The organism is Paraburkholderia sp. SSBN10T (assembly GCF_056619545.1).
The window spans coordinates 1-21,664 of sequence record NZ_JBWQQI010000043.1; the positions used below are offsets into that span (position 1 = coordinate 1).

General features: G+C 62.9%; 18 protein-coding genes. 15 read left to right on the forward strand and 3 right to left on the reverse strand.

All coding sequences use genetic code 11. From position 1 onward, the window contains the following. Positions 1–73: 73 nt before the first annotated feature. Genes queF through ilvA form a run of 3 tightly spaced genes read right to left on the reverse strand, consistent with a single transcriptional unit; the run spans position 74 to position 3,357 of the window. Positions 74–898 carry an NADPH-dependent 7-cyano-7-deazaguanine reductase QueF gene (queF, locus tag AC1ECK_RS36185; RefSeq protein WP_480328028.1) on the reverse strand — a complete coding sequence of 275 codons (825 nt, stop codon included), beginning with the start codon at positions 896–898 and terminating at the stop codon, positions 74–76. Beyond that, a complete protein-coding gene (locus AC1ECK_RS36190; protein WP_480328030.1) occupies positions 895–1,812 on the reverse strand; it encodes a 5'-nucleotidase in 918 nt (305 codons plus the stop codon). Before AC1ECK_RS36190 ends, queF begins: the two co-directional genes overlap by 4 nt. Positions 1,813–1,833: 21 nt before the next feature. Then, positions 1,834–3,357, reverse strand: coding sequence for a threonine ammonia-lyase, biosynthetic (gene ilvA, locus AC1ECK_RS36195; protein WP_480328032.1), 1,524 nt, complete (start codon positions 3,355–3,357; stop codon positions 1,834–1,836). A 515-nt stretch (positions 3,358–3,872) separates the two neighbouring features. Here ilvA and AC1ECK_RS36200 point away from each other — a divergent pair. The 15 genes from AC1ECK_RS36200 to AC1ECK_RS36270 all read left to right on the forward strand — a co-directional run bounded on the left by AC1ECK_RS36200 (position 3,873) and on the right by AC1ECK_RS36270 (position 21,621). Further along, positions 3,873–7,967, forward strand: coding sequence for a DUF3683 domain-containing protein (locus AC1ECK_RS36200; protein WP_480328034.1), 4,095 nt, complete (start codon positions 3,873–3,875; stop codon positions 7,965–7,967). A gap of 34 nt (positions 7,968–8,001) precedes the next feature. Further along, on the forward strand, positions 8,002–8,430 hold the full coding sequence (locus tag AC1ECK_RS36205) for an HIT family protein (protein WP_480328036.1): 429 nt from the start codon (positions 8,002–8,004) through the stop codon (positions 8,428–8,430). 38 nt (positions 8,431–8,468) lie between these two features. After that, entirely contained in the window at positions 8,469–8,882 is a 414-nt protein-coding gene (locus AC1ECK_RS36210; RefSeq protein ID WP_480328038.1) for a gamma-butyrobetaine hydroxylase family protein, read from the forward strand. A gap of 66 nt (positions 8,883–8,948) precedes the next feature. Then, positions 8,949–9,680 carry a bifunctional demethylmenaquinone methyltransferase/2-methoxy-6-polyprenyl-1,4-benzoquinol methylase UbiE gene (ubiE, locus tag AC1ECK_RS36215; RefSeq protein WP_480328040.1) on the forward strand — a complete coding sequence of 244 codons (732 nt, stop codon included), beginning with the start codon at positions 8,949–8,951 and terminating at the stop codon, positions 9,678–9,680. Between the two features lie 37 nt (positions 9,681–9,717). After that, positions 9,718–10,740, forward strand: coding sequence for a Tim44 domain-containing protein (locus AC1ECK_RS36220; protein ID WP_480328042.1), 1,023 nt, complete (start codon positions 9,718–9,720; stop codon positions 10,738–10,740). Between the two features lie 113 nt (positions 10,741–10,853). Continuing rightward, positions 10,854–11,480: a ubiquinone biosynthesis accessory factor UbiJ gene (locus tag AC1ECK_RS36225; RefSeq protein ID WP_480328044.1), complete on the forward strand. Its 627-nt coding sequence runs from the start codon at positions 10,854–10,856 to the stop codon at positions 11,478–11,480. A gap of 15 nt (positions 11,481–11,495) precedes the next feature. Then, a complete protein-coding gene (gene ubiB / locus AC1ECK_RS36230) occupies positions 11,496–13,073 on the forward strand; it encodes a ubiquinone biosynthesis regulatory protein kinase UbiB (protein WP_480328046.1) in 1,578 nt (525 codons plus the stop codon). 71 nt (positions 13,074–13,144) lie between these two features. Next, a complete protein-coding gene (locus AC1ECK_RS36235; protein WP_480328048.1) occupies positions 13,145–13,795 on the forward strand; it encodes a methyltransferase domain-containing protein in 651 nt (216 codons plus the stop codon). 138 nt (positions 13,796–13,933) lie between these two features. Continuing rightward, complete coding sequence (locus AC1ECK_RS36240; RefSeq protein WP_480328050.1) at positions 13,934–14,299, forward strand: FmdB family zinc ribbon protein; 366 nt, start codon at positions 13,934–13,936, stop codon at positions 14,297–14,299. Positions 14,300–14,373: 74 nt separating this feature from the next. Continuing rightward, positions 14,374–15,027, forward strand: coding sequence for a DUF502 domain-containing protein (locus tag AC1ECK_RS36245; RefSeq protein ID WP_480328052.1), 654 nt, complete (start codon positions 14,374–14,376; stop codon positions 15,025–15,027). A gap of 71 nt (positions 15,028–15,098) precedes the next feature. Beyond that, a complete protein-coding gene (gene aspS / locus AC1ECK_RS36250; RefSeq protein ID WP_480328054.1) occupies positions 15,099–16,898 on the forward strand; it encodes an aspartate--tRNA ligase in 1,800 nt (599 codons plus the stop codon). A gap of 139 nt (positions 16,899–17,037) precedes the next feature. Next, positions 17,038–17,547 (forward strand): dihydroneopterin triphosphate diphosphatase, encoded by a 510-nt coding sequence (gene nudB / locus AC1ECK_RS36255; protein WP_480328056.1) that lies wholly within the window; start codon positions 17,038–17,040, stop codon positions 17,545–17,547. Further along, on the forward strand, positions 17,544–18,788 hold the full coding sequence (gene clsB / locus AC1ECK_RS36260) for a cardiolipin synthase ClsB (protein ID WP_480328058.1): 1,245 nt from the start codon (positions 17,544–17,546) through the stop codon (positions 18,786–18,788). The genes nudB and clsB overlap by 4 nt, the downstream gene beginning before the upstream one ends. 348 nt (positions 18,789–19,136) lie before the next feature. Then, positions 19,137–19,736, forward strand: coding sequence for a TetR/AcrR family transcriptional regulator (locus AC1ECK_RS36265; RefSeq protein WP_480328060.1), 600 nt, complete (start codon positions 19,137–19,139; stop codon positions 19,734–19,736). Between the two features lie 97 nt (positions 19,737–19,833). After that, complete coding sequence (locus AC1ECK_RS36270) at positions 19,834–21,621, forward strand: acyl-CoA dehydrogenase C-terminal domain-containing protein (protein WP_480328062.1); 1,788 nt, start codon at positions 19,834–19,836, stop codon at positions 21,619–21,621. The last annotated feature ends 43 nt before the right edge of the window (positions 21,622–21,664 follow it).

The following is a 21,664-nucleotide window of genomic DNA, read 5'->3' on the forward strand; positions in this document are numbered from 1 at the left end:
GATAACAAAGCAAGGAAAGGCCAACACAACAGGCAAACCAACAAAAGCACAAGGCGCCGCAGGCAAAAAACCCTTACTGCCGCGCCGTGCGGCAATTATCCGGCATAGGCAAATTAAAGTTAGTCCGAAACGGATTGATATCAAGCCCACCGCGCCGCGTGTAGCGAGCATAAACAGCCAGCTTCAGCGGCTTGCAGACCTTAAGAACATCAACAAAGATGCGTTCCACACACTGCTCATGAAACCCAGTGTGATTCCGATAGGAAACGATATACCGTAAGAGCCCAGCATGATCGATCTGCGGCCCAACGTAATGAATCTGCACGCTGCCCCAATCAGGCTGCCCGGTCACGGGACAATTGGATTTCAAAAGATTCGAAAACACCGTCTCCTCAACCGGAGACTCCTCAAGCGCAGCCTTGAGCAACGAAGAATCCGGATGATAAACATCCGTATCCAGATCGAGCCGATCCAACGAGGTCCCCTCAAACTCCTCAAGCGCCAGCTTGCCAAAGTCCATCGGCCCAGTCAGATGCACTGAAACACTCGCGCCGCAGGCAGCCGAAACATCCTTCTTGATCGTCTCCCGTACCGCTTCGAACGATTCAAAAGCGCTCTGCGCAAACGAGCCAAGATACAGCTTGAACGACTTCGACTCGACGATATTCGGCGAATCCGCCGGCACATAAAAAGTCGCCACAGCGATTTGCGGCTTGCCACGCGCGTTCAGCCAGGAAAGCTCGTAAGCATTCCAGATATCCGTCCCAAAGAACGGCAACTGCGCGCCAATGCCGATCGCCTCGCGCGCGGCCTTGCGCGCGATCGGAAAGAGCAGCGTCGCGTCGTACTGTTCGGTATAGGCGGCAGGTTTGCCAAGCGGTGATTGTTCGGGTGTCATGATGCGTTCACGATGCCACTCGGCACGTGCCCCGTCGCCGTCACGACGCGGGCCGATTCGCAGTGGCCAATTTGATCGTCGAAGAAAAAGTCCGGCTCGAACTCACGCAAAAATGCGCTCTTGTCCAGCCCACCAAGGAACATCGCTTCGTCGATTTCGATGTTCCACGCCATCAGCGTGCGGATCGCCCGTTCATGCGCCGGCGCCGAACGCGCCGTCACCAGCGCCGTCCGGATACGCATCGGCGCCGCCTGGGTCGGCGCGGCTTCGTCCGCCACGTGCTGCAAGCGGTGCAGCGCTTCCAGCAACGGCTTGAGCGGTCCGTCGGCTAACGGGAGATCCTTGTTGTGAATCTCATGCCCGAGGAACGCGCGCAAGCCATCCTTCTGAAATACTCGCTCGGCTTCGTCGGAAAACAGCACGGCGTCGCCGTCGAAGGCAATGCGGATTTCATCCGGGTACTTGCTCGCCATTTTCGCCGATTCCGGTAACACGCGCGCAGCCGGAAATCCTGCGGCCAGCGCGTCGCGTACGTCCTCCTGATTGGCGGACAAAAACAGCGCCGCATTCAGCGGCTTCAAATACCCAAACGGCGCTCGCCCACGCGTGAACACGCCACGCTCGATTCCCAGACCGTACTCGCGGCACGAATGGAACGCGCGCAAGCCGCTGATCGGATCGCTGCGCGACAGCATCACCACCTCGACCCGGTGCGCCCCCGCATTCAGCGCCAGCAGCTTACGGATCAGCGGGAACGCCACGCCCGGCTTGGCCGGCACGTTCAGCCGCTCGCGCTGCAGCGTTTCGTAGGCGTGCAGATCGCCTTCCTCGTATACGCGGTTCTCTTCCTCGAAGTCGAACAGCGCACGCGACGAAATCGCCACCACCAGTTTGTCCTGAAGCGAAAAGGCCATCTGTGCAGTCCCGCCGGGTGCTTACGCGAGGAACAGCCGGTACACCGGGTTCGCCGTCTCTTCCCAGTACGGATAGCCGAGCGTCGCGAGGAATCGGTCGAACTCGTTGTTCTCCGTGCTGGGCACCTGGATACCCACGAGGATCGAGCTGTAATCCGCTCCCTGATTCCGGTAATGAAACAGGCTGATATTCCAGTTCGGCGCCATCGACGACAGGAACTTCATCAGCGCGCCCGGCCGTTCGGGGAATTCGAAGCGGAACAGGCGCTCGTCGTGCGCGAGCGGCGAGCGGCCACCCACCATGTAGCGGATATGCTGCTTCGACAGCTCGTCGCCGGTCAGATCGACGGTGGCAAAGCCGTGCGCCTCGAAGGCGCCCGCAATCTGCGCCGACTCGCTGCGATTCCTGATCTGCACGCCCACGAAGATATGGGCAGAGTTCGCATCCGCGATCCGGTAGTTGAATTCGGTGACGCTGCGTGTGCCGACCAGCTCGCAGAAGCGCTTGAAGCTGCCGCGTTCTTCGGGAATCGTCACGGCGAACACCGCTTCGCGCGCCTCGCCGACCTCGGCGCGTTCCGCAACGAAGCGCATGCGGTCGAAGTTCATGTTCGCGCCGGAGGTGACGGCAATCAGCGTCTGGTTTTCGATGCCTTCGCGCTCGGCATACTGTTTCGCGCCGGCCACCGCCAGCGAGCCCGCGGGTTCCAGCACGCTGCGCGTGTCCTGGAACACGTCCTTGATGGCTGCGCACAGCGCGTCGGTGTTCACGATCAGCACGTCGTCCAGATACTCGCGGCACAGCCGGAAGGTTTCCTCGCCGACCAGCTTCACGGCGGTGCCGTCCGAAAACAGGCCCACTTCGTTCAGCGTGACGCGCTCGCCGGCCTTCAGGGACTGCGCCATGGCACAGGAATCGTCGGTCTGCACGCCGATTACCTTGATCTCCGGGCGTACCGACTTGACGTATGCGGCAATCCCGGCGGCGAGGCCGCCACCGCCGATCGGCACAAAGATCGCGTGAATCGGCCCTTGATGCTGGCTCAGAATTTCCATTGCCACCGTGCCCTGGCCGGCGATCACGTACGGATCGTCGAACGGATGCACGAAGGTCAAGCCGCGCTCTTCCTGCAGCTTGGCGGCGTGCGCGTAGGCGTCGCTATACGATTCGCCCACCTGGACCACTTCGACCGTCGGGCCGCCGTGCGAGCGCACTGCGTCGACCTTCACCTGCGGTGTCGTGACCGGCACCACGATGATCGCCTTCACGCCCATGCGCGCCGCCGACAGCGCGACGCCCTGCGCGTGATTGCCGGCCGAGGCCGTAATCACGCCGCGTTCCAGCGCTTCGGCCGGGATGTGCGCCATCTTGTTGTACGCGCCGCGCAGCTTGAACGAGAACACCGGCTGGTTGTCTTCGCGCTTCAGGTAAATCGGATTGCGCAGCCGTGCCGACAGATTCGGCGCATGTTCGAGTTCGGTCTCGTGGGCGACGTCGTAGACGCGCGCGGTCAGGATTTTCTTCAGGTAGTCGTGGGAAGCCATGCGGGTGGCGCGGTGCGCTAGGTGAGACGGGAAAGGTCAATGATAGCGCCAACGGCCCGCCCTCTGGCCTCTACCATTTGGACAAGGTACTGGACGGGCGCCCGCCCGACCGTCCGGTCGAGGAATTGCGGACTCACCGGTTGGAACATATTTCAGCGTCTGGCGGTGCAAAAGCCCTGCTGCAGCCCGATTCAGGCGTCAACGCGCCTGCGGATCATGCGGTAGAATTCGATTTTGGAACAAGGATCGGAAGATGCACTGGCAGCCTCGGATCGCCCATTTGATGCCCGCCCCGCGTGAGTCTCGTCCCGCGGCGCAGCGGCACGTTTGCTGCGCACGATCGTGTAGCTGCATCTGAGCGCCGCGAAGCGGCCGGCGTGTGTCGCCCGCCGGCAGGTGCTTCGCCCAACTAGAAGATTTCCAGAATTGCGCCCCACGCGCACCGTCAGACGGCGCCTCCCTCCTTAATCGTCGATCAGGGAGCACGGCCAACTGACCTACCGAGTCGTCCGAACATGAACGCACCTCAAGTATTCGATCCGCACGGAGCCGCCGCCGCGGTGGCTGCCGACCCCGAAGCGCGCCTGCGCGAAATCCCTTATAACTACACGTCGTTTTCCGATCGCGAAATCGTAATCCGCCTGCTGGGTAACGAAGCGTGGGACGCCCTGGCCGAATTGCGCGCCGAACGCCGCACCGGCCGCTCGGCGCGCATGTTGTACGAAGTACTCGGTGACATCTGGGTAGTGCGCCGCAACCCGTACCTGCAGGACGATCTGCTCGACAACCCGAAACGCCGGGCACTGCTGATCGAAGCGCTGCACCACCGTCTGTCGGAAATCGAGAAGCGCCGCCGTGCCGACCTCGTCGAACATGGCGATGAAGCGGGCGTAGACCGTGCCGCACGCGTCGAAACGCTGGTCGTCGCAGCGCGCCGTGCCGTGGATGACTTCGCCAGCGAGTTCGACAAGACCGCTGAGTTGCGCCGCCGTGCCAACAGGGTGCTGGGCCGCGTCACGCAGAAAGACAACATCAAGTTCGACGGGCTGTCACGCGTGTCTCACGTGACTGACGCGACCGACTGGCGCGTCGAGTATCCGTTCGTCGTCCTCACGCCGGACACCGAAGCCGAGATCGCCGGCATGATCAAGGCCTGCTTCGAACTCGGTCTGACCGTGATTCCGCGCGGCGGCGGCACGGGCTACACGGGCGGCGCAGTGCCGCTGACGCCGTTCTCCGCGGTCATCAACACCGAAAAGCTCGAGCAGCTCGGCGCGGTCGAACTGACCGAACTGCCGGGCGTGCCGAACAAGGTCGCGACGATCTTCTCGGGCGCCGGTGTCGTGACGCGCCGCGTGACCGAAGCCGCCGAGCAGGCCGGCTACGTGTTCGCGGTCGACCCGACTTCGCTCGACGCTTCCTGTATCGGCGGCAACGTCGCCATGAATGCGGGCGGCAAGAAGGCCGTGCTGTGGGGCACCGCGCTCGACAACCTCGCCTGGTGGCGCATGGTCGACCCGGAAGGCAACTGGCTCGAAGTCACGCGCCTTGACCACAACATGGGCAAGATCCACGACATCGCGGTGGCGCGCTTCGAATTGAAGTGGTTCGACGGCGAATACGCGCCGGGCGAGAAGCTGTTGCGCACCGAGTCGCTCGACATCGAAGGCCGCGTGTTCCGTAAGGAGGGTCTCGGCAAGGACGTCACGGATAAATTCCTCGCCGGTCTGCCGGGCATCCAGAAGGAAGGCTGCGACGGGCTGATCACGTCGGCCCGCTGGGTGCTGCACAAGATGCCCGCGCATACGCGCACCGTCTGCCTGGAATTCTTCGGCCAGGCGCGCGACGCGATTCCGAGCATCGTCGAAATCAAGGACTACCTGTTTGAAACGTCGAAGCAGGGCGGCGCCATTCTCGCCGGTCTCGAACACCTCGACGAGCGCTATCTGCGCGCGGTCGGCTATGCGACCAAGAGCAAGCGCAACGCGTTTCCGAAGATGGTGCTGATCGGCGACATCGTCGGCAACGATGCGGACGCGGTGGCGCAAGCCACCTCGGAAGTGGTGCGCATGGCCAACGGCAAGAGCGGCGAAGGCTTCGTCGCGGTGAATGCTGAAGCGCGCAAGCGCTTCTGGCTGGACCGCAGCCGTACCGCCGCGATTGCGAAGCACACCAACGCGTTCAAGATCAACGAAGACGTGGTGATTCCGCTCAACCGCATGGGCGAGTACACCGACGGTATCGAGCGCATCAACATCGAACTGTCGATCAAGAACAAGCTGCAACTCGTCGACGCGCTCGAAGCGTTCTTCAAGGGCGGCAAGCTGCCGCTCGGCAAGAGCGACGACGCCAACGAGATTCCGAGCGCCGAACTGCTCGAAGACCGCGTGCAGCACGCGCTCGACTTGCTCAAGCAGGTCCGGACCCGCTGGGAATTCCTGCGCGACAAGCTCGATCTGTCCTTGCGTGAGGCGCAGCACTACCTGGTCGGCCTCGGCTATGAGGCGCTCGCGGAGAAGTTTGCCGATCGCGCCGACGCGCAGCCCGATGCCACGGTGTTCCATGTCACGCAGGACCGCACGATCCGCGTGTCGTGGAAGCAGGAGATCCGTGCCGAGCTGCGCCAGATTTTCAATGGCGGCGAATTCAAGCCGATCCTCGAAGAAGCCCAGGCGATCCACAAGCAGGTGCTGCGCGGCCGCGTGTTCGTCGCGCTGCACATGCACGCGGGCGACGGCAACGTTCACACGAACATCCCGGTCAACTCCGACAACTACGAGATGCTGCAGGACGCCCATACGGCGGTCGCACGCATCATGAAGCTGGCGCGTTCGCTGGATGGCGTGATTTCCGGCGAGCATGGCATCGGCATTACGAAGCTCGAGTTCCTGACGGATGCCGAGATCGGCGAATTCCGTAAGTACAAGCAACGCGTCGATCCGCATGGCCGCTTCAACGCCGGCAAGCTGCTCGAAGGCGCCGACCTGCGCAACGCCTACACGCCGAGCTTCGGGCTGATGGGCTATGAATCGCTGATCATGCAACAGTCCGACATCGGCGCGATTTCCGAGTCGATCAAAGACTGTTTGCGTTGCGGCAAGTGCAAGCCGGTCTGCGCCACGCACGTGCCGCGCGCCAACCTGCTGTACAGCCCGCGCAACAAGATTCTCGCCACCTCGCTGCTGGTCGAGGCGTTCCTGTACGAAGAGCAGACGCGCCGCGGCGTGTCGATCAAGCACTGGGACGAGTTCAACGACGTGGCCGACCACTGCACGGTCTGCCACAAATGCGTGACGCCGTGCCCGGTGAAGATCGACTTCGGCGATGTCACGATGAACATGCGCAATCTGCTGCGCAAGATGGGCAAGAAGAAGTTCAATGCGGGCAACGCGGCCGGCATGTTCTTCCTCAACGCCACCAATCCGCAGACGATTAACCTCGCGCGCACCGCCATGATGGGCGTCGGCTACAAGGCGCAGCGCCTCGGCAACGACATGCTGAAGAAGTTCGCGAAGAAGCAGACGGCGCACCCGCCGGCTACCGTCGGCAAGCCGCCGGTGGTGGAGCAGGTGATCCACTTCATGAACAAGAAGATGCCGGGCAACCTGCCGAAGAAGACGGCGCGCGCGCTGCTGGACATCGAAGACAACAAGATCGTGCCGATCATCCGCAATCCGAAGACCACCACGGTGGATACGGAAGCGGTGTTCTACTTCCCGGGCTGCGGCTCGGAGCGTCTGTTCTCGCAAGTGGGTCTGGCGACCCAGGCCATGCTGTGGGAAGCGGGCGTCCAGACCGTGCTGCCGCCGGGTTATCTGTGCTGCGGCTACCCGCAGCGCGGCTCGGGCCAGTTCGACAAGGCCGAGAAGATCGTCACGGACAATCGTGTGCTGTTCCACCGCGTCGCCAACACGCTGAACTACCTCGACATCAAGACGGTGGTGGTTTCGTGCGGCACGTGTTACGACCAGCTCGCCGGTTACGAATTCGAGAAGATTTTCCCGGGTTGCCGGATCATCGACATTCACGAGTTCCTGCTCGAGAAGGGCATGAAGCTCGACGGCGTGAGCGGCATGCGCTACATGTACCACGACCCGTGCCACACGCCGATCAAGACGATGGACCCGGTCAAGCTCGTCAATCAGTTGATGGGTTCGGAGAAGGACGGCTACAAGATCGAGAAGAACGATCGTTGCTGTGGCGAATCCGGCACACTCGCGGTGACGCGTCCGGACATTTCGACCCAGGTCCGCTTCCGTAAGGAAGAGGAGATCCGCAAGGGCGCGGCGAAGCTGCGCGGCATCCCGGTGGTGGCCGAAGCGGGCGCCAATGGGAGCCAGCCGGGCAACGCTCCGGCGTCAGCGGCCGGCACCCCGAACGGCTCGCTGTCCAAGGCCGGCAACGGTTCGACGCCGAACGGCACCACCGACGTGAAGATCCTCACGAGCTGCCCGTCCTGCCTGCAAGGCCTGTCGCGCTACAACGAGGACGCGAATATCGAGGCGGACTACATCGTCGTCGAAATGGCGCGCCACGTGCTGGGTGAAGACTGGATGGCGGACTACGTTCAACGTGCCAACAATGGCGGAATCGAGCGCGTGCTGGTTTAATGGCACGACTGACGGTTTCCGCTTGAGGACGACGATGGACTGTGTATTTTGCCGTGAAGATGGCGGTGACGTGCTGTGGCAGGACGACTCGCTGCGCGTCGTCCTCGCCGACGAACACGATTACCCGGGCTTTTGCCGGGTGATCTGGAGCAAGCACGTTGCCGAGTTCTCGGATCTCGCCGAGGCTGACCGCGACCGCGTCATGCGCGCGGTGTACGCGGTCGAGCGCGCCATGCGGCGCATTTTGCAACCGGTCAAGGTGAACCTGGCGAGCCTCGGCAACCAGGTGCCGCACGTGCACTGGCATGTGATTCCGCGTTTCTCGAACGACGCCCATTTCCCGTTGCCGATCTGGGCGCCGCGCCAGCGCACGGTGTCGGAGGCGCTGCTGTCGTCGCGCCGGGCGCAGGCTACCTTGCTGCGCGACGCGGTGCGGCACGAAATCGAACAGGCTCTTGGCTGAGCGCGCCAGCCCCCGAGGGGGTTACGAATGAGGTCGACATGAGTGGACTGACTCCCGACACACCGGTGCCGACCGGGGTGGTCGTGCACGCCAAATCGCGCGTGCTCGAACTGCAATATGCAAACGGCGAATCGTTTCGCGTGCCGTTCGAGCTGCTGCGCGTCTATTCGCCTTCGGCGGAAGTGCGCGGCCACGGGCCGGGGCAGGAGACGCTGCAGACCGGCAAGCGCGAGGTGACGATTACCGCCATCGAGGGCGTGGGCAACTACGCGCTGCAGCCGACCTTCTCGGACGGCCACTCCACCGGGCTTTATTCGTGGGACCTGTTGTATGACATCGCTACCCGCCAGGATGAACTCTGGCGCGCCTATCTCGACAAACTGGCAGCGGCCGGCGTCGACCGCGACGCTCCCATGGCGTCAACCAGCGCACCACACGGTCATTGTCACTGATACGATTCGGCCTGACGCCGCGGTGATGCGGCGCAACATTCAAGAATACGCGAAAGGACGAACGCGATGAGCAAAACCCACTTCGGCTTTCAGACAGTCGACGAACAGGAAAAAGCGCAGAAGGTGGCTGGAGTGTTCCACTCCGTCGCCACCAACTACGACCTGATGAATGACCTGATGTCGGGCGGGTTGCACCGGGCGTGGAAGATCTTCACGATTGCCCAGGCGAACGTGCGGCCGGGCTACAAGGTGCTGGATATCGCGGGCGGCACGGGCGATCTGTCCAGGGAGTTCGCCAAAAAGGCGGGGCCGGCCGGCGAGGTCTGGCACACGGATATCAACGAGTCGATGCTGCGCGTGGGCCGCGACCGCCTGCTCGACAAGGGCATCGTCACCCCGGCGCTGTTGTGCGACGCGGAAAAAATTCCCTTTCCGGACAACTACTTCGACGTGGTGACGGTGGCCTTCGGGCTGCGCAACATGACCCACAAGGACGTCGCGCTGGCAGAAATGCGCCGCGTGCTGAAGCCGGCCGGCCGGCTGCTGGTGCTGGAATTCTCCAAGGTGTGGGATCCGCTTAAAAAGGCCTACGACGTCTATTCGTTCAAGGTGCTGCCGTGGCTGGGCGAGCGCTTTGCGAAAGACGCCGAGAGCTACCGTTACCTGGCGGAATCGATCCGCATGCACCCCGACCAGGAAACTTTAAAAACGATGATGGAACAAGCTGGCCTCGACGGCGTCAAATATTACAATTTGTCAGCTGGTGTGGTAGCTTTACACGTGGGGACCAAATACTAGGGTCCCTAACTCATCGTTTTTAAAGGAAAATCTCATCATGTCCGATTCGCGTTTGTTATCTGGCCGTAAGTTTTCTGGGTCGTTGGCGAGAAGAATCGGACTGGCGGCCATGGTCGGCTTCATCGCGTTCGCTACCGTTGCCTCGCTCGACGCCGAGGCGCGCCGCATGGGCGGCGGCCGCAGCGTCGGCCGTCAGCAGTCCACCACCATGCAGCGGCAAACCACGCCGCCGGCCCAATCTCCCCAATCTCCGCAGCAATCGGCGCAAGCTGCCCAGGCGCAGCGCGCGCAACCTGCGCCGACGCCGGCCGCGGCGCCTAACCGTTCGCGCTGGCTGGGTCCGATCGCCGGTCTGGCCGCGGGCTTGGGTATCGCTGCGCTGCTTTCGCACTTCGGGTTGGGTGAGGCGTTCGCGGGTGCGATGGCCAACATGCTCGTGATCGCTGCGATTGCGATGCTGGCGATCTGGTTGATCCGCCGCTTCATGAACCGCAAGCGCGATGCGTCCGCGCCGGCGTACGCGGGCGCTTCGCCGAGCCTGAACGCAGGGCGCAATGGCGGCTATTCTCAGGAGCCGAGCTTCACGCCGTCGGCGCAAAACGGTTCTTACCTTGAGCCGCAGCGCAATGCCGCGCTGACTACGCCCGTCATGCAGGTTGCGCCCGTGGTGCCGGCCGGCTTCGATTCGGACGCCTTTGTCCGCAACGCCAAGGTGTACTTCGTGCGCCTGCAGGCTGCCTGGGACGTGGGCAACCTCGCCGATATCCGCGAATTTACGACGCCGGAAATGTTCGCCGAAGTGAAGATCGACCTCGATGCGCGCGGTCCGGAGTCCAATCTGACCGACGTGGTGCAGTTGAACGCCGAATTGCTGGGCGTCGAAGACCGCGGCAGCGAATATCTCGCCAGCGTGCGCTTCTCCGGCCTGATCCGCGAGACTTCGGGGGCGCCGGCTGAACCGTTCGTCGAGATCTGGAACCTGTCGAAGTCGACTCGCGCCGGTGAGGGCTGGTTGCTCGCCGGGATTCAGCAAGTGGATGAGGCAGCCGCCGCGCACTAACGTCAAGCTTTGTCCATTGGCTGAACGGCCGGGTAAGCCGGGAAGCGAACGGACGTTACAATAGGAACCCGCGCGGGCACATCGCCTGCGCGGGTTTTTTCTTGCCACTCTCAATGACCCTCGCCGCCAAGCCCTTCGCTGCTGCCGTCAATCATCTGCTCGCCCGCGAATCGTGGGCACGTGAGCGCCTCGCTCCTTACGCCGGCAAGACCGCCCGGCTATCCTGCCCACCGCTCGTTCTGATGCTGCTGGTCCAACCGGACGGCTATCTGGCCGCGGTCGATGAAACGCAAACGCATCAGTTCGACGTCACCATCTCGGTGCCGTCCGATGCGTTGCCGGCCTTCGTGCAGGGCGGCCAGGCGGCGGTGATGAAGCACGTGAAGATCGAAGGCGATGCGGAATTCGCCACGGCCATCGCGAAGCTCGCCGAGCATCTGCGCTGGGAGCCCGAGGAAGATCTGGCACGGCTGATCGGCGACGGTCCGGCCTGGCGAGTGGCAACGGTTGCGCGCTCGGTCGGTGAGCACGCGCGCCGCACCGGCCGCAATCTGCTCGACTCGGTTGCTGAGTACCTGCTCGACGAAAATCCGCAACTGGTGCGCCGCGCCGCGCTCGACGAGTTCAATACCGAACTCGCGCGCGCCCGCGATGCGCTGGCGCGCGTCGAGAAGCGCATCGAGCGCCTTGAACAGAAGGTCGAAGCTCGCGGCGGCGCCACGTCGCGCGGCACGCGCTAGTCACCGGGCTCAACCATGCGTTTTCTGCGTTTCCTCAAGATTTTCTTCACGGTCATTCGCTTCGGTCTCGATGAGATGATGCTGAGCCGTATCAACGACCGTCGCGTGCGGTTGTTGCTGCGCATCACCACTATCGGCCGCAAGTTCGACCAGCCGCCGGGCGTGCGGCTGCGTCTCGCGCTCGAAAGCCTCGGACCGATCTTCGTCAAGTTCGGCCAGGTGTTGTCTACCCGTCGCGACCTGCTGCCGGTCGATATTGCCAACGAACTCGCCAAGCTGCAGGACCAGGTGCCGCCGTTCCCGTCGGAGGTGGCGATCGGCCTCGTCGAGAAGTCGCTCGGCGCGCCGGTGGACGAGCTGTTCGACGATTTCGAGCGGGTGCCAGTGGCAAGCGCCTCGATCGCGCAGGTGCACTTTGCGAAGGTCAAGGCCGGCCAGCATGCCGGCAAGAACGTCGCGGTGAAAGTGTTGCGCCCGAACATGCTGCCGGTGATCGATTCGGACCTTGCGTTGCTGCGCGACATCGCCGTGTGGGCCGAGCGCCTGTGGGCCGACGGCAAGCGCCTGAAGCCGCGCGAGGTGGTTGCCGAATTCGACAAGTACCTGCATGACGAGCTCGACCTGATGCGCGAGGCCGCCAACGGCAGCCAGTTGCGCCGCAACTTCGCCGGACTCGATTTGCTGCTGGTGCCGGAGATGTACTGGGAGTTCTGCACGCCCACCGTGCTGGTGATGGAGCGCATGATCGGCGTGCCGATTAGCCAGGTGGAGACGCTGCGCGCCGCGGGCGTGGACATTCCGAAGCTGGCCCGCGAAGGCGTCGAAATCTTTTTTACCCAGGTGTTCCGCGACGGCTTTTTCCACGCCGACATGCACCCCGGCAATATTCAGGTGAGTCTCGATCCGGCGCATTTCGGCCGTTATATTGCGCTGGACTTCGGCATCATCGGCGCGCTCTCGGACTTCGACAAGAATTACCTCGCGCAGAACTTTCTCGCGTTCTTCAAGCGTGATTATCACCGGGTCGCCACGCTGCATCTGGAGTCGGGCTGGGTGCCGCCGACCACGCGCGTCGAAGAGCTGGAGAGCGCCATTCGCGCGGTCTGCGAGCCGTACTTCGACCGCGCGTTGAAGGACATATCGCTCGGTCAGGTGCTGATGCGGCTTTTTTCCACCTCGCGTCGCTTCAATGTCGAGATTCAGCCGCAACTCGTGCTGCTGCAGAAGACCATGCTGAACGTCGAAGGGCTGGGGCGTTCGCTCGACCCCGAACTCGACTTGTGGAAGACAGCCAAGCCTTACCTCGAACGCTGGATGAACGAACAGATTGGCCTGCGCGGCTGGTTCGAGCGGTTGAAGATCGAGGCGCCGCAGTGGAGCAAAACGCTGCCGCAACTGCCGCGGCTGATCCATCATGTGCTGGCCGAGCGTCATGACAGCCAGCGCGGTCCGGGCGACGACACGATCCGGCAGATTCTGCTCGAACAGAAGCGCACCAACCGGTTGCTGCAGGGCTTGCTGCTGTTCGGCATTGCGGTGGGCGTCGGCGCCGTGGTGGCGCGCGCGTGGCTGGCGCTGGCATACGGCGGATAGGGCGCATCGGCCTGCAGCACTGCCGCGGGGCCGGTCGCTTGCGTCGCCGTCAACTTTTACGAGGTGCATCGATGAGCGATCCAACCGAACCGGGACAGCCCGCTAACGCCATCGGTACCGATTTCACCACGCGCGATCCGAATTCGCCGGCTTTCTGGGACGAGCGCTTCGAGCGCGGTTTCACGCCTTGGGACCAGGCTGGCGTGCCTGCGGCGTTTGAGGCTTTCGCGACGCGCCACCCCGACGCAGCCGTGCTGATCCCGGGTTGTGGCAGTGCATGGGAAGCCTTGTGGCTTGCCCGTCAGGGGCGCCGCGTTCAGGCGATCGATTTTTCGCACGCCGCGGTAGCGACGGCACGCTCGCAACTGGGCGCGCATGCAAACGTGGTCGATCAGGCCGATTTCTTCGCCTGGCAGCCGCTCTTCACACCCGGCTGGATGTACGAACGCGCGTTCTTGTGCGCGCTGCCCAAAGACCGCCGCGCCGACTACGCGCAGCGTATGGCCGTGCTGCTGCCCGCGGGCGCTCTGCTGGCCGGTTTCTTCTTTTTGGGCGACACGCCGAAAGGCCCGCCGTTCGGCATCGAGCGAGCCGAGCTCGACGCCTTGCTGGGTCCGTATTTCGATCTGCTCGAAGACGAGCCGGTCAGCGACTCGATCCCGGTGTTCGCCGGCCACGAACGCTGGCTCACTTGGCGGCGCCGGAACGAGACGGGGACTTGATCCCGCGCCGGGCGCCCCCATTTGCGGGGGCGGTGGCTGCGCCGGCCGGCTGCCCCCGAAAACCGGGGGCGGGGGATTGTTTGCGGCTATAATTCAAGGCTTTGCAAGCGTTTACCAGATTATTGTAGGGACAAGATCATGCCGATCTACGCGTATCGCTGCGAATCATGCGGCTTCGGGAAGGACGTGCTCCAGAAGATGAGCGACGCCCCCCTGACGGACTGCCCGGAATGCGGGAAAGACACCTTTCGCAAGCAGGTGACTGCGGCCGGGTTTCAGTTGAAGGGTTCGGGCTGGTATGTAACCGATTTCCGCGGCGGCAATAGCGCGAGCGGCGCAGCCGCCCCGAACGGCGGCGCGGCAGCCGAGCCGGCGAAGACCGAGGGCGGCTCCGGCGAGGCCGCTGCAGCGGCAAGCGGCGCCGAGAGTTCCACGAGCGCCGCCGCAGCACCGGCGGCGCCCGCGGCCGCGCCGGCTGCCACAAGCGGTTCCGGTAGTGCCTAGCTAGCGCAGCCGCCTCGTCGAGGCGGTGCATTCGCCGCATCCGGCCACGCCGGGGTGGCTTTCTGGCGATACACATGACGACGAAAAAAGCGACGCTCAAATCGGTGTTCCTGACTGGCCTGCTGGTGCTGGTGCCGTTGGCCATCACGTTGTGGGTGCTCGGTCTGATCATCGGCACGATGGATCAGACGCTGCTGTTGCTGCCGGAGTCGTGGCAGCCGGAGCGGGCCTTGGGCTTCCGTCTGCCGGGCCTGGGCGCTGTGCTGACGCTGGCGTTCATCTTCATCGTCGGACTGTTGACGCAGAACTTCATCGGGCAGAAGCTCGTGAAGTGGTGGGAACTCCTCGTCGGTCATATCCCGGTGGTCGGGCCGATTTACACGAGCGTCAAGCAGGTGTCGGATACCTTGCTCTCGAGCAGCGGCAATGCGTTTCGCAAGGCTCTGCTCATCGAGTATCCGCGCAAGGGTTCCTACACGATTGCGTTCCTGACCGGGGTTCCGGGCGGCGACGTGGTCAACCACCTGAAGGAGGATCACGTCAGCGTGTACGTGCCGACTACACCGAACCCGACGTCCGGTTTCTTCCTGATGGTGCCGAAGAGCGAAGTGGTCGAACTCGACATGACGGTCGACGCTGCGCTCAAGTACATTGTCTCGATGGGCGTGGTGGCGCCGTCTGCGCCGCCGACGCATGTGCGCCGCTCCACCATCGAGCCGCCGATGTAATGCCGGCGCGCACTGCTTCAGTTTCATGAGCTGCGCGCCGTTCAACTAATGCAAAACGAAAGACAAACATCATGTCGATGCGATCTGAATATTGCGGTCTGGTGACCGAAGAACTGTTGGGCCAAACCGTGTCGCTGTGCGGCTGGGTGAGCCGTCGCCGTGACCACGGCGGCGTTATCTTCATCGACCTGCGCGACCGCGAAGGCCTCGTTCAGGTCGTGTGCGACCCGGATCGCGCGGAGATGTTCAAGACCGCCGAAGGCGTGCGCAACGAGTTCTGCGTGCAGATCAAGGGTGTCGTGCGCAATCGTCCGGAAGGCACGACCAACGCCGGTCTGAAGAGCGGCAAGATCGAAGTGCTGTGCCACGAACTGAACGTGCTGAACGCGTCGATCACGCCGCCGTTCCAGCTCGACGACGACAACCTGTCGGAAACCACGCGCCTCACGCACCGCGTGCTCGATCTGCGCCGTCCGCAGATGCAGCACAATCTGCGTCTGCGTTATCGCGTCGCGATGGAAGTGCGCAAGTATCTGGACGCACAAGGCTTCATCGACATCGAAACGCCGATGCTCACGAAGAGCACGCCGGAAGGCGCGCGCGATTACCTCGTGCCGTCGCGTACCAACGCGGGCCAGTTCTTCGCGTTGCCGCAGTCGCCGCAGCTCTTCAAGCAGTTGCTGATGGTGGCGAACTTCGATCGCTACTACCAGATCGTCAAGTGCTTCCGCGACGAAGACCTGCGCGCCGACCGTCAGCCGGAATTCACGCAGATCGACTGCGAAACCTCGTTCCTCTCCGAACAGGAAATCCGCGATCTGTTCGAAGCCATGATCCGTCACGTCTTCAAGGTGACGATCGGCGTCGAACTGGACGAGAAATTCCCGGTGATGGAGTACTCGGAAGCGATGCGCCGTTTCGGTTCGGACAAGCCGGACCTGCGCGTGAAGCTCGAATTCACCGACCTGACCGACGCGGTCAAGGACGTCGACTTCAAGGTGTTCAGCACGCCGGCCAACACCAAGGACGGCCGTGTCGCAGCGCTGCGCGTGCCGAAGGGCGGCGAGCTTTCGCGCGGCGATATCGACAGCTACACGGAATTCGTGCGCATCTACGGCGCGAAGGGTCTGGCCTGGATCAAGGTCAACGAAGTTGCGAAGGGCCGTGACGGTCTGCAAAGCCCGATCGTCAAGAACCTGCACGACGAAGCGGTCAAGGCGATCATCGAGCGCACCGGCGCGCAAGACGGCGACATCATTTTCTTCGCGGCGGATCGCGCGAAGGTCGTCAACGACAGCCTCGGCGCGCTGCGTCTGAAGATCGGCCACTCGGAATTCGGCAAGGCCAACGGCCTCGTCGAATCCGGCTGGAAGCCGCTGTGGGTGGTGGACTTCCCGATGTTTGAATACGACGAGGAAGAAAACCGCTACGTCGCCGCGCATCACCCGTTCACGAGCCCGAAGGACGAGCACCTCGAGTATCTGGAAACGGATCCGGGTCGCTGCCTCGCCAAGGCCTACGACATGGTGCTGAACGGCTGGGAAATCGGCGGCGGTTCCGTGCGTATTCACCGCGAAGAAGTGCAGAGCAAGGTGTTCCGCGCGCTCAAGATCAACGCGGAAGAAGCGCGCGCCAAGTTCGGCTTCCTGCTCGACGCGTTGCAGTACGGCGCGCCGCCGCACGGTGGTATCGCATTCGGTCTGGACCGCATCATCACGATGATGGCCGGCGCCGATTCGATCCGCGATGTGATCGCGTTCCCGAAAACGCAACGTGCGCAGTGTCTGCTCACGCAGGCGCCGAGCGAAGTGGACGAGCGCCAGTTGCGCGAGTTGCACATCCGTTTGCGTCAGCCGGAAGCGAAGGCGTAAGGTTGCAAGAAGCTACCTGAGCGGCTCTGCGGGCCGCCATCAGGCAAACGAAAAAGGCGCGTCATGCGCCTTTTTCGTTTTTTGCGTTACAGTCGTAGCAACCGCTCAGGCGGCACGCCAGCAAAACCGTCGACACGACATGTACCGCGCGCAACCCGCGCCTAGTCTCGCCATGCCGAAACCGCCGAAGATTCCCGAATCCGTACTTGTGGTCATCCATACCCCGGGGCTCGATGTGCTGCTCATCGAGCGCGCCGATCGCGCGGGCTTCTGGCAGTCGGTGACGGGCTCGAAAGATCGCATCGATGAACCGCTGGCCGAGACTGCCATACGCGAGGTAGCCGAGGAAACCGGCATCGTGATCGGCAGCGCCGCCGTGCCGCGCGACGCGTTGTTCGACTGGCAGTATCAGATCGAGTATGAAATCTATCCGGTCTGGCGGCATCGCTATGCCGAGGGAGTGACGCGCAACACCGAGCACTGGTTCAGCCTGGAGGTGCCCGAACGTTGTGAGGTGACGCTGGCGCCGCTCGAACATACGGCACACGCCTGGCTGCCCTATGAAGAAGCCGCGCAGCGCTGTTTTTCAGCGTCGAATGCCGACGCCATCCTGCAGTTGCCGCAGCGCCTGAAGGGGCGGTTCCGGTGACGCTCGGCGCTCCGCGCCGTTTCGAGCGGCTTCGGCAGACATTGTTCGGCCGCCGCTACTGGTCGAAATATCGCTTCACCGCCGGTAACGAAGTTCAACTGTTTCGCTCAGGCGATGCGTTTTTCAAGTCGCTGATCGCGCGGGTCGACGCCGCGCAGAGAGACGTCGTTCTCGAAACTTATATCTTCTGCGACGACAGCGCGGGCCAGGCCATTAGCGCCGCCCTGCTGCGCGCCGCGGCCCGGGGCGTGCGGGTGCGCGTGATCACGGACGGCATCGGCACGGCGCGCCTGCCGCTCTTCGACGATTGGCATGCCCGCGGCGTCGAGCATCTGATTTACAACCCACACCTGTTCGGCCGCTTCGGTTTTTCGCGCACGCACCGCAAGCTCGCGGTGGTCGACGATCACTTCGCCTGGTGCGGCGGCATCAATATCGTCGACGATTACGAGAACGACGGCTTGCGTTTGCCGTATCGCCGCTGGGACTTTGCGGTCGAACTGCAGGGGCCGGTGGTTGCCGACGTACGCGAGGCTCTCGAGACGCAATGGCACCGCATCCGTTTCGGCCGCCGTCCCATTGAATCGCTGCAACCGGATTTCAGCTTCAAGGACGATCCCGCTGCGGCCACGCCGAACCGTGGCCGCAACCGCAGCGCCGGCGGCGAGCCGGCGGTGGCGTTCGTGGCGCGCGATAACCTCGTCAACCGCCGCGCGATCGAGAAGGCGTATCTCACCGCGATCGGCCAGGCGCGTACCGAGGTACTGCTCGCCAATCCTTACTTCATGCCGGGCCGCAAGCTGCGCCGCGCGCTGGCGCTGACGGCGCGGCGCGGGGTGGAGGTGAAGCTGATCATCGGCAGGAAGGAGTTCGCCGCGCTCGATTATGCTGTGCCGTTCCTCTACCGCTCGCTTCTGAAAGCCGGCGTGAAGATCGCCGAATACGAAAAGACCATGTTGCACGGTAAGGTGGCGGTGGTCGATTCGAACTGGGGTACGGTGGGCTCGTCGAACCTCGACGCGCTGAGCCTGATGCTCAACAACGAGGCCAACGTCGTGCTGGTGCTCGACCCGCAGATCGACGCGCTGCGCGAGGCGATCCTGAGCGCGTTCGACGAATCGCGCCGTATCGATCTGGCGCATTACGAAGCCCGCCCTGCCGGCGAGCGCCTGTTGAACTGGCTGGCTTACACAACTTACCGGGCCGTCATGAAGCTGCTCACGGTGGGCGGCTACGACTAACCTGCAGCGCTTCTGGGCGTCCCCGGACCTGCCGCTTGCGCGCCAGCCCCCCCAAGGGGACTTCCTTCGGGGCGGGAAACTTGGGACGACCCGGCGTTTCCTTGAGAGGCGCCGTTGGGATAAACCCGGGCTTACATCAGACCACGCACCGCCGTATGACATACCCCACACAACGGCAAGGCAAACGCCTCTAAAAAATCTCCCTCGTCTGATTGACGTATGACGCAAAATTGATGCTCCGGTTAGAAACCGGTTTCTAATAAAGTCCTTGTTTCGCGGACGGCAGCACTCAATAATAGTACGGCCGTTCGATTTTTCTTTCGGTCACACAAGAACGGTAAAACAGTTATGCGAAAAGGCGAACAAACGCGAGCCGCGATTCTCGATGCAGCACTCGATCTGGCAAGCCGCGACGGACTGGAAGGTCTGACGATAGGGCTGCTGGCTGAGCGCATGCAGATGAGCAAGAGTGGCGTGTTTGCGCACTTCGGGTCGCGCGAAGACTTGCAGGTTGAAGTGGTGCGCGAATATCACCGGCGTTTTGAAGACGAGGTGTTTTTCCCGAGCCTGCGTGAACCGCGCGGCTTGCCGCGTTTGCGCGCAATGATCTCCCGCTGGATCGAGAAACGCATTCAGGAAGTCACCACTGGGTGCATCTATATCAGCGGTGCGGTCGAGTATGACGACCGCGCGGACAACCCGGTGCGCGAGCAACTGGTGTCGAGCGTGACGATCTGGCGTGCTGCGCTGACCCGGGCCATTTCGCAGGCAATGGAAGAAGGGCATCTGCGGGCGGACACGAATCCGCAACTGATGCTGTTCGAACTGTACAGCTTCACGCTCGGCCTGCATCACGATGCACGCTTCCTGCACCTGCCGGATGCAGTGCCTCTCACGTGGGCCGCGCTCGAAAAATTGATTGTTTCGTATCAAAGCGAAAGCCGTTAGCGGCGCGGCCGGATCCGGCGGATCCAGCGGCGCTGAAAAGGTCCGAACCACGGCCCGGGGCTGACGGCTCGCTTCTTGTCAAACTTTGGAGAGAGTCATGGGACAGTACGCCGCGCCACTGCGCGACATGCAATTCGTGTTGCACGAGCTGCTTAACGTCGAAGGCGAAATCAAGCAGATGCCGAAGCACGCGGATCTCGATGCCGACACGATCAATGCGGTGCTGGAAGAGGCCGGCAAGTTCTGCTCCGAAGTGCTGTTTCCGCTGAACCACAGCGGCGACCAGGAAGGCTGCACGTACGTCGGCGACGGCGTCGTGACCACGCCGAAGGGCTTCAAGGAAGCCTACAAGCAATATGTCGAAGCCGGCTGGCCTGCGCTTGGCTGCGATCCGGAATACGGCGGCCAGGGCTTGCCTGCGTTCGTCAACAACGCGCTGTACGAAATGCTTAATTCGGCAAACCAGGCTTGGACGATGTATCCGGGCCTGTCGCACGGCGCCTATGAGTGCCTGCATGCCCACGGCACGCCGGAACTCCAGCGCGCCTATCTGCCGAAGCTCGTCTCGGGCGTCTGGACCGGCACGATGTGTCTGACCGAGCCGCACTGCGGCACGGACCTCGGCATCCTGCGCACCAGGGCCGAACCGACCAGCGACGGCTCGTACGCAATCAGCGGCACGAAGATCTTCATCTCCAGCGGCGAACACGACCTCGCGGAGAACATCGTTCACCTGGTGCTCGCGCGTTTGCCGGACGCGCCGATGGGCACCAAGGGCATTTCGCTCTTCATCGTGCCGAAGTTCGTGCCGAATGAAGCCGGTGAGCCGGGCGAGCGCAACACCGTAAAGTGCGGCTCGATCGAACACAAGATGGGCATTCACGGCAACGCCACCTGCGTGATCAACCTCGACAACGCCAGGGGCTGGATGGTCGGCGAGCCTAACAAGGGCTTGAACGCCATGTTCGTGATGATGAACGCCGCGCGTCTCGGCGTCGGGATGCAGAGCCTCGGCCTGACCGAAGTGGCTTACCAGAACTCGCTCACCTATGCGAAAGAGCGCCTGCAGATGCGTTCGCTGACCGGCCCGAAGGCGCTGGAAAAGGCGGCTGATCCGATCATCGTGCACCCGGACGTGCGTCGCATGCTGCTCACGCAGAAGGCTTACGCCGAAGCGGCGCGTGCGTTCTCATACTGGTCCGCGCTGCATATCGACAAGGAACTGGCGCACGCCGAAGAGTCGGTGCGCAAGGACGCCGCCGATCTCGTCGCGCTGCTCACGCCGATCCTGAAGGCGTTCCTGTCGGACAACGCGTTCGAAAGCACCAACCACGCGATGCAGATCTACGGCGGCCACGGCTTCATCGCCGAGTGGGGCATGGAGCAATACGTGCGCGACGCGCGGATCAACATGATCTACGAAGGCACCAACGCGATTCAGTCGCTCGACCTGCTGGGCCGCAAGATCCTCGGCGACATGGGCGCAAAGATGAAGAAGTTCGGCAAGCTGGTGACGGAATTCGTCGAAGCCGAAGGCATCAAGCCGGAAATGCAGGAGTTCATCAACCCGCTCGCCGATATCGGCGACAAGGTGCAGAAGCTGACGATGGAAATCGGCATGAAGGCTATGCAGAACCCGGACGAAGTGGGCGCCGCAGCCGTGCCGTATCTGCGTACCGTCGGCCATCTGGTGTTCTCGTACTTCTGGGCCCGCATGGCGCGCATCGCGCTGGACAAGGAAGCGTCCGGCGATCCGTTCTACAAGGCCAAGCTCGCCACTGCGCGCTTCTACTTCGCCAAGCTGCTGCCGGAAACGGCCATGACGATTCGCCAGGCGCGCGCCGGTTCGAAGCCGCTGATGGACGTCGAAGAGTCGCTGTTCTAAAGCCACCTCACGGCGGGGGGGGGGGGGGGGGAGGAGGGGGGGG

Bases quoted from the DNA above. Each gene is read 5' to 3' on its own strand.
- queF (WP_480328028.1), bottom strand. From the start codon at position 898: ATGACACCCGAACAATCACCGCTTGGCAAACCTGCCGCCTATACCGAA.
- AC1ECK_RS36190 (WP_480328030.1), bottom strand. From the start codon at position 1,812: ATGGCCTTTTCGCTTCAGGACAAACTGGTGGTGGCGATTTCGTCGCGT.
- ilvA (WP_480328032.1), bottom strand. From the start codon at position 3,357: ATGGCTTCCCACGACTACCTGAAGAAAATCCTGACCGCGCGCGTCTAC.
- AC1ECK_RS36200 (WP_480328034.1), top strand. From the start codon at position 3,873: ATGAACGCACCTCAAGTATTCGATCCGCACGGAGCCGCCGCCGCGGTG.
- AC1ECK_RS36205 (WP_480328036.1), top strand. From the start codon at position 8,002: ATGGACTGTGTATTTTGCCGTGAAGATGGCGGTGACGTGCTGTGGCAG.
- AC1ECK_RS36210 (WP_480328038.1), top strand. From the start codon at position 8,469: ATGAGTGGACTGACTCCCGACACACCGGTGCCGACCGGGGTGGTCGTG.
- ubiE (WP_480328040.1), top strand. From the start codon at position 8,949: ATGAGCAAAACCCACTTCGGCTTTCAGACAGTCGACGAACAGGAAAAA.
- AC1ECK_RS36220 (WP_480328042.1), top strand. From the start codon at position 9,718: ATGTCCGATTCGCGTTTGTTATCTGGCCGTAAGTTTTCTGGGTCGTTG.
- AC1ECK_RS36225 (WP_480328044.1), top strand. From the start codon at position 10,854: ATGACCCTCGCCGCCAAGCCCTTCGCTGCTGCCGTCAATCATCTGCTC.
- ubiB (WP_480328046.1), top strand. From the start codon at position 11,496: ATGCGTTTTCTGCGTTTCCTCAAGATTTTCTTCACGGTCATTCGCTTC.
- AC1ECK_RS36235 (WP_480328048.1), top strand. From the start codon at position 13,145: ATGAGCGATCCAACCGAACCGGGACAGCCCGCTAACGCCATCGGTACC.
- AC1ECK_RS36240 (WP_480328050.1), top strand. From the start codon at position 13,934: ATGCCGATCTACGCGTATCGCTGCGAATCATGCGGCTTCGGGAAGGAC.
- AC1ECK_RS36245 (WP_480328052.1), top strand. From the start codon at position 14,374: ATGACGACGAAAAAAGCGACGCTCAAATCGGTGTTCCTGACTGGCCTG.
- aspS (WP_480328054.1), top strand. From the start codon at position 15,099: ATGTCGATGCGATCTGAATATTGCGGTCTGGTGACCGAAGAACTGTTG.
- nudB (WP_480328056.1), top strand. From the start codon at position 17,038: ATGTACCGCGCGCAACCCGCGCCTAGTCTCGCCATGCCGAAACCGCCG.
- AC1ECK_RS36265 (WP_480328060.1), top strand. From the start codon at position 19,137: ATGCGAAAAGGCGAACAAACGCGAGCCGCGATTCTCGATGCAGCACTC.
- AC1ECK_RS36270 (WP_480328062.1), top strand. From the start codon at position 19,834: ATGGGACAGTACGCCGCGCCACTGCGCGACATGCAATTCGTGTTGCAC.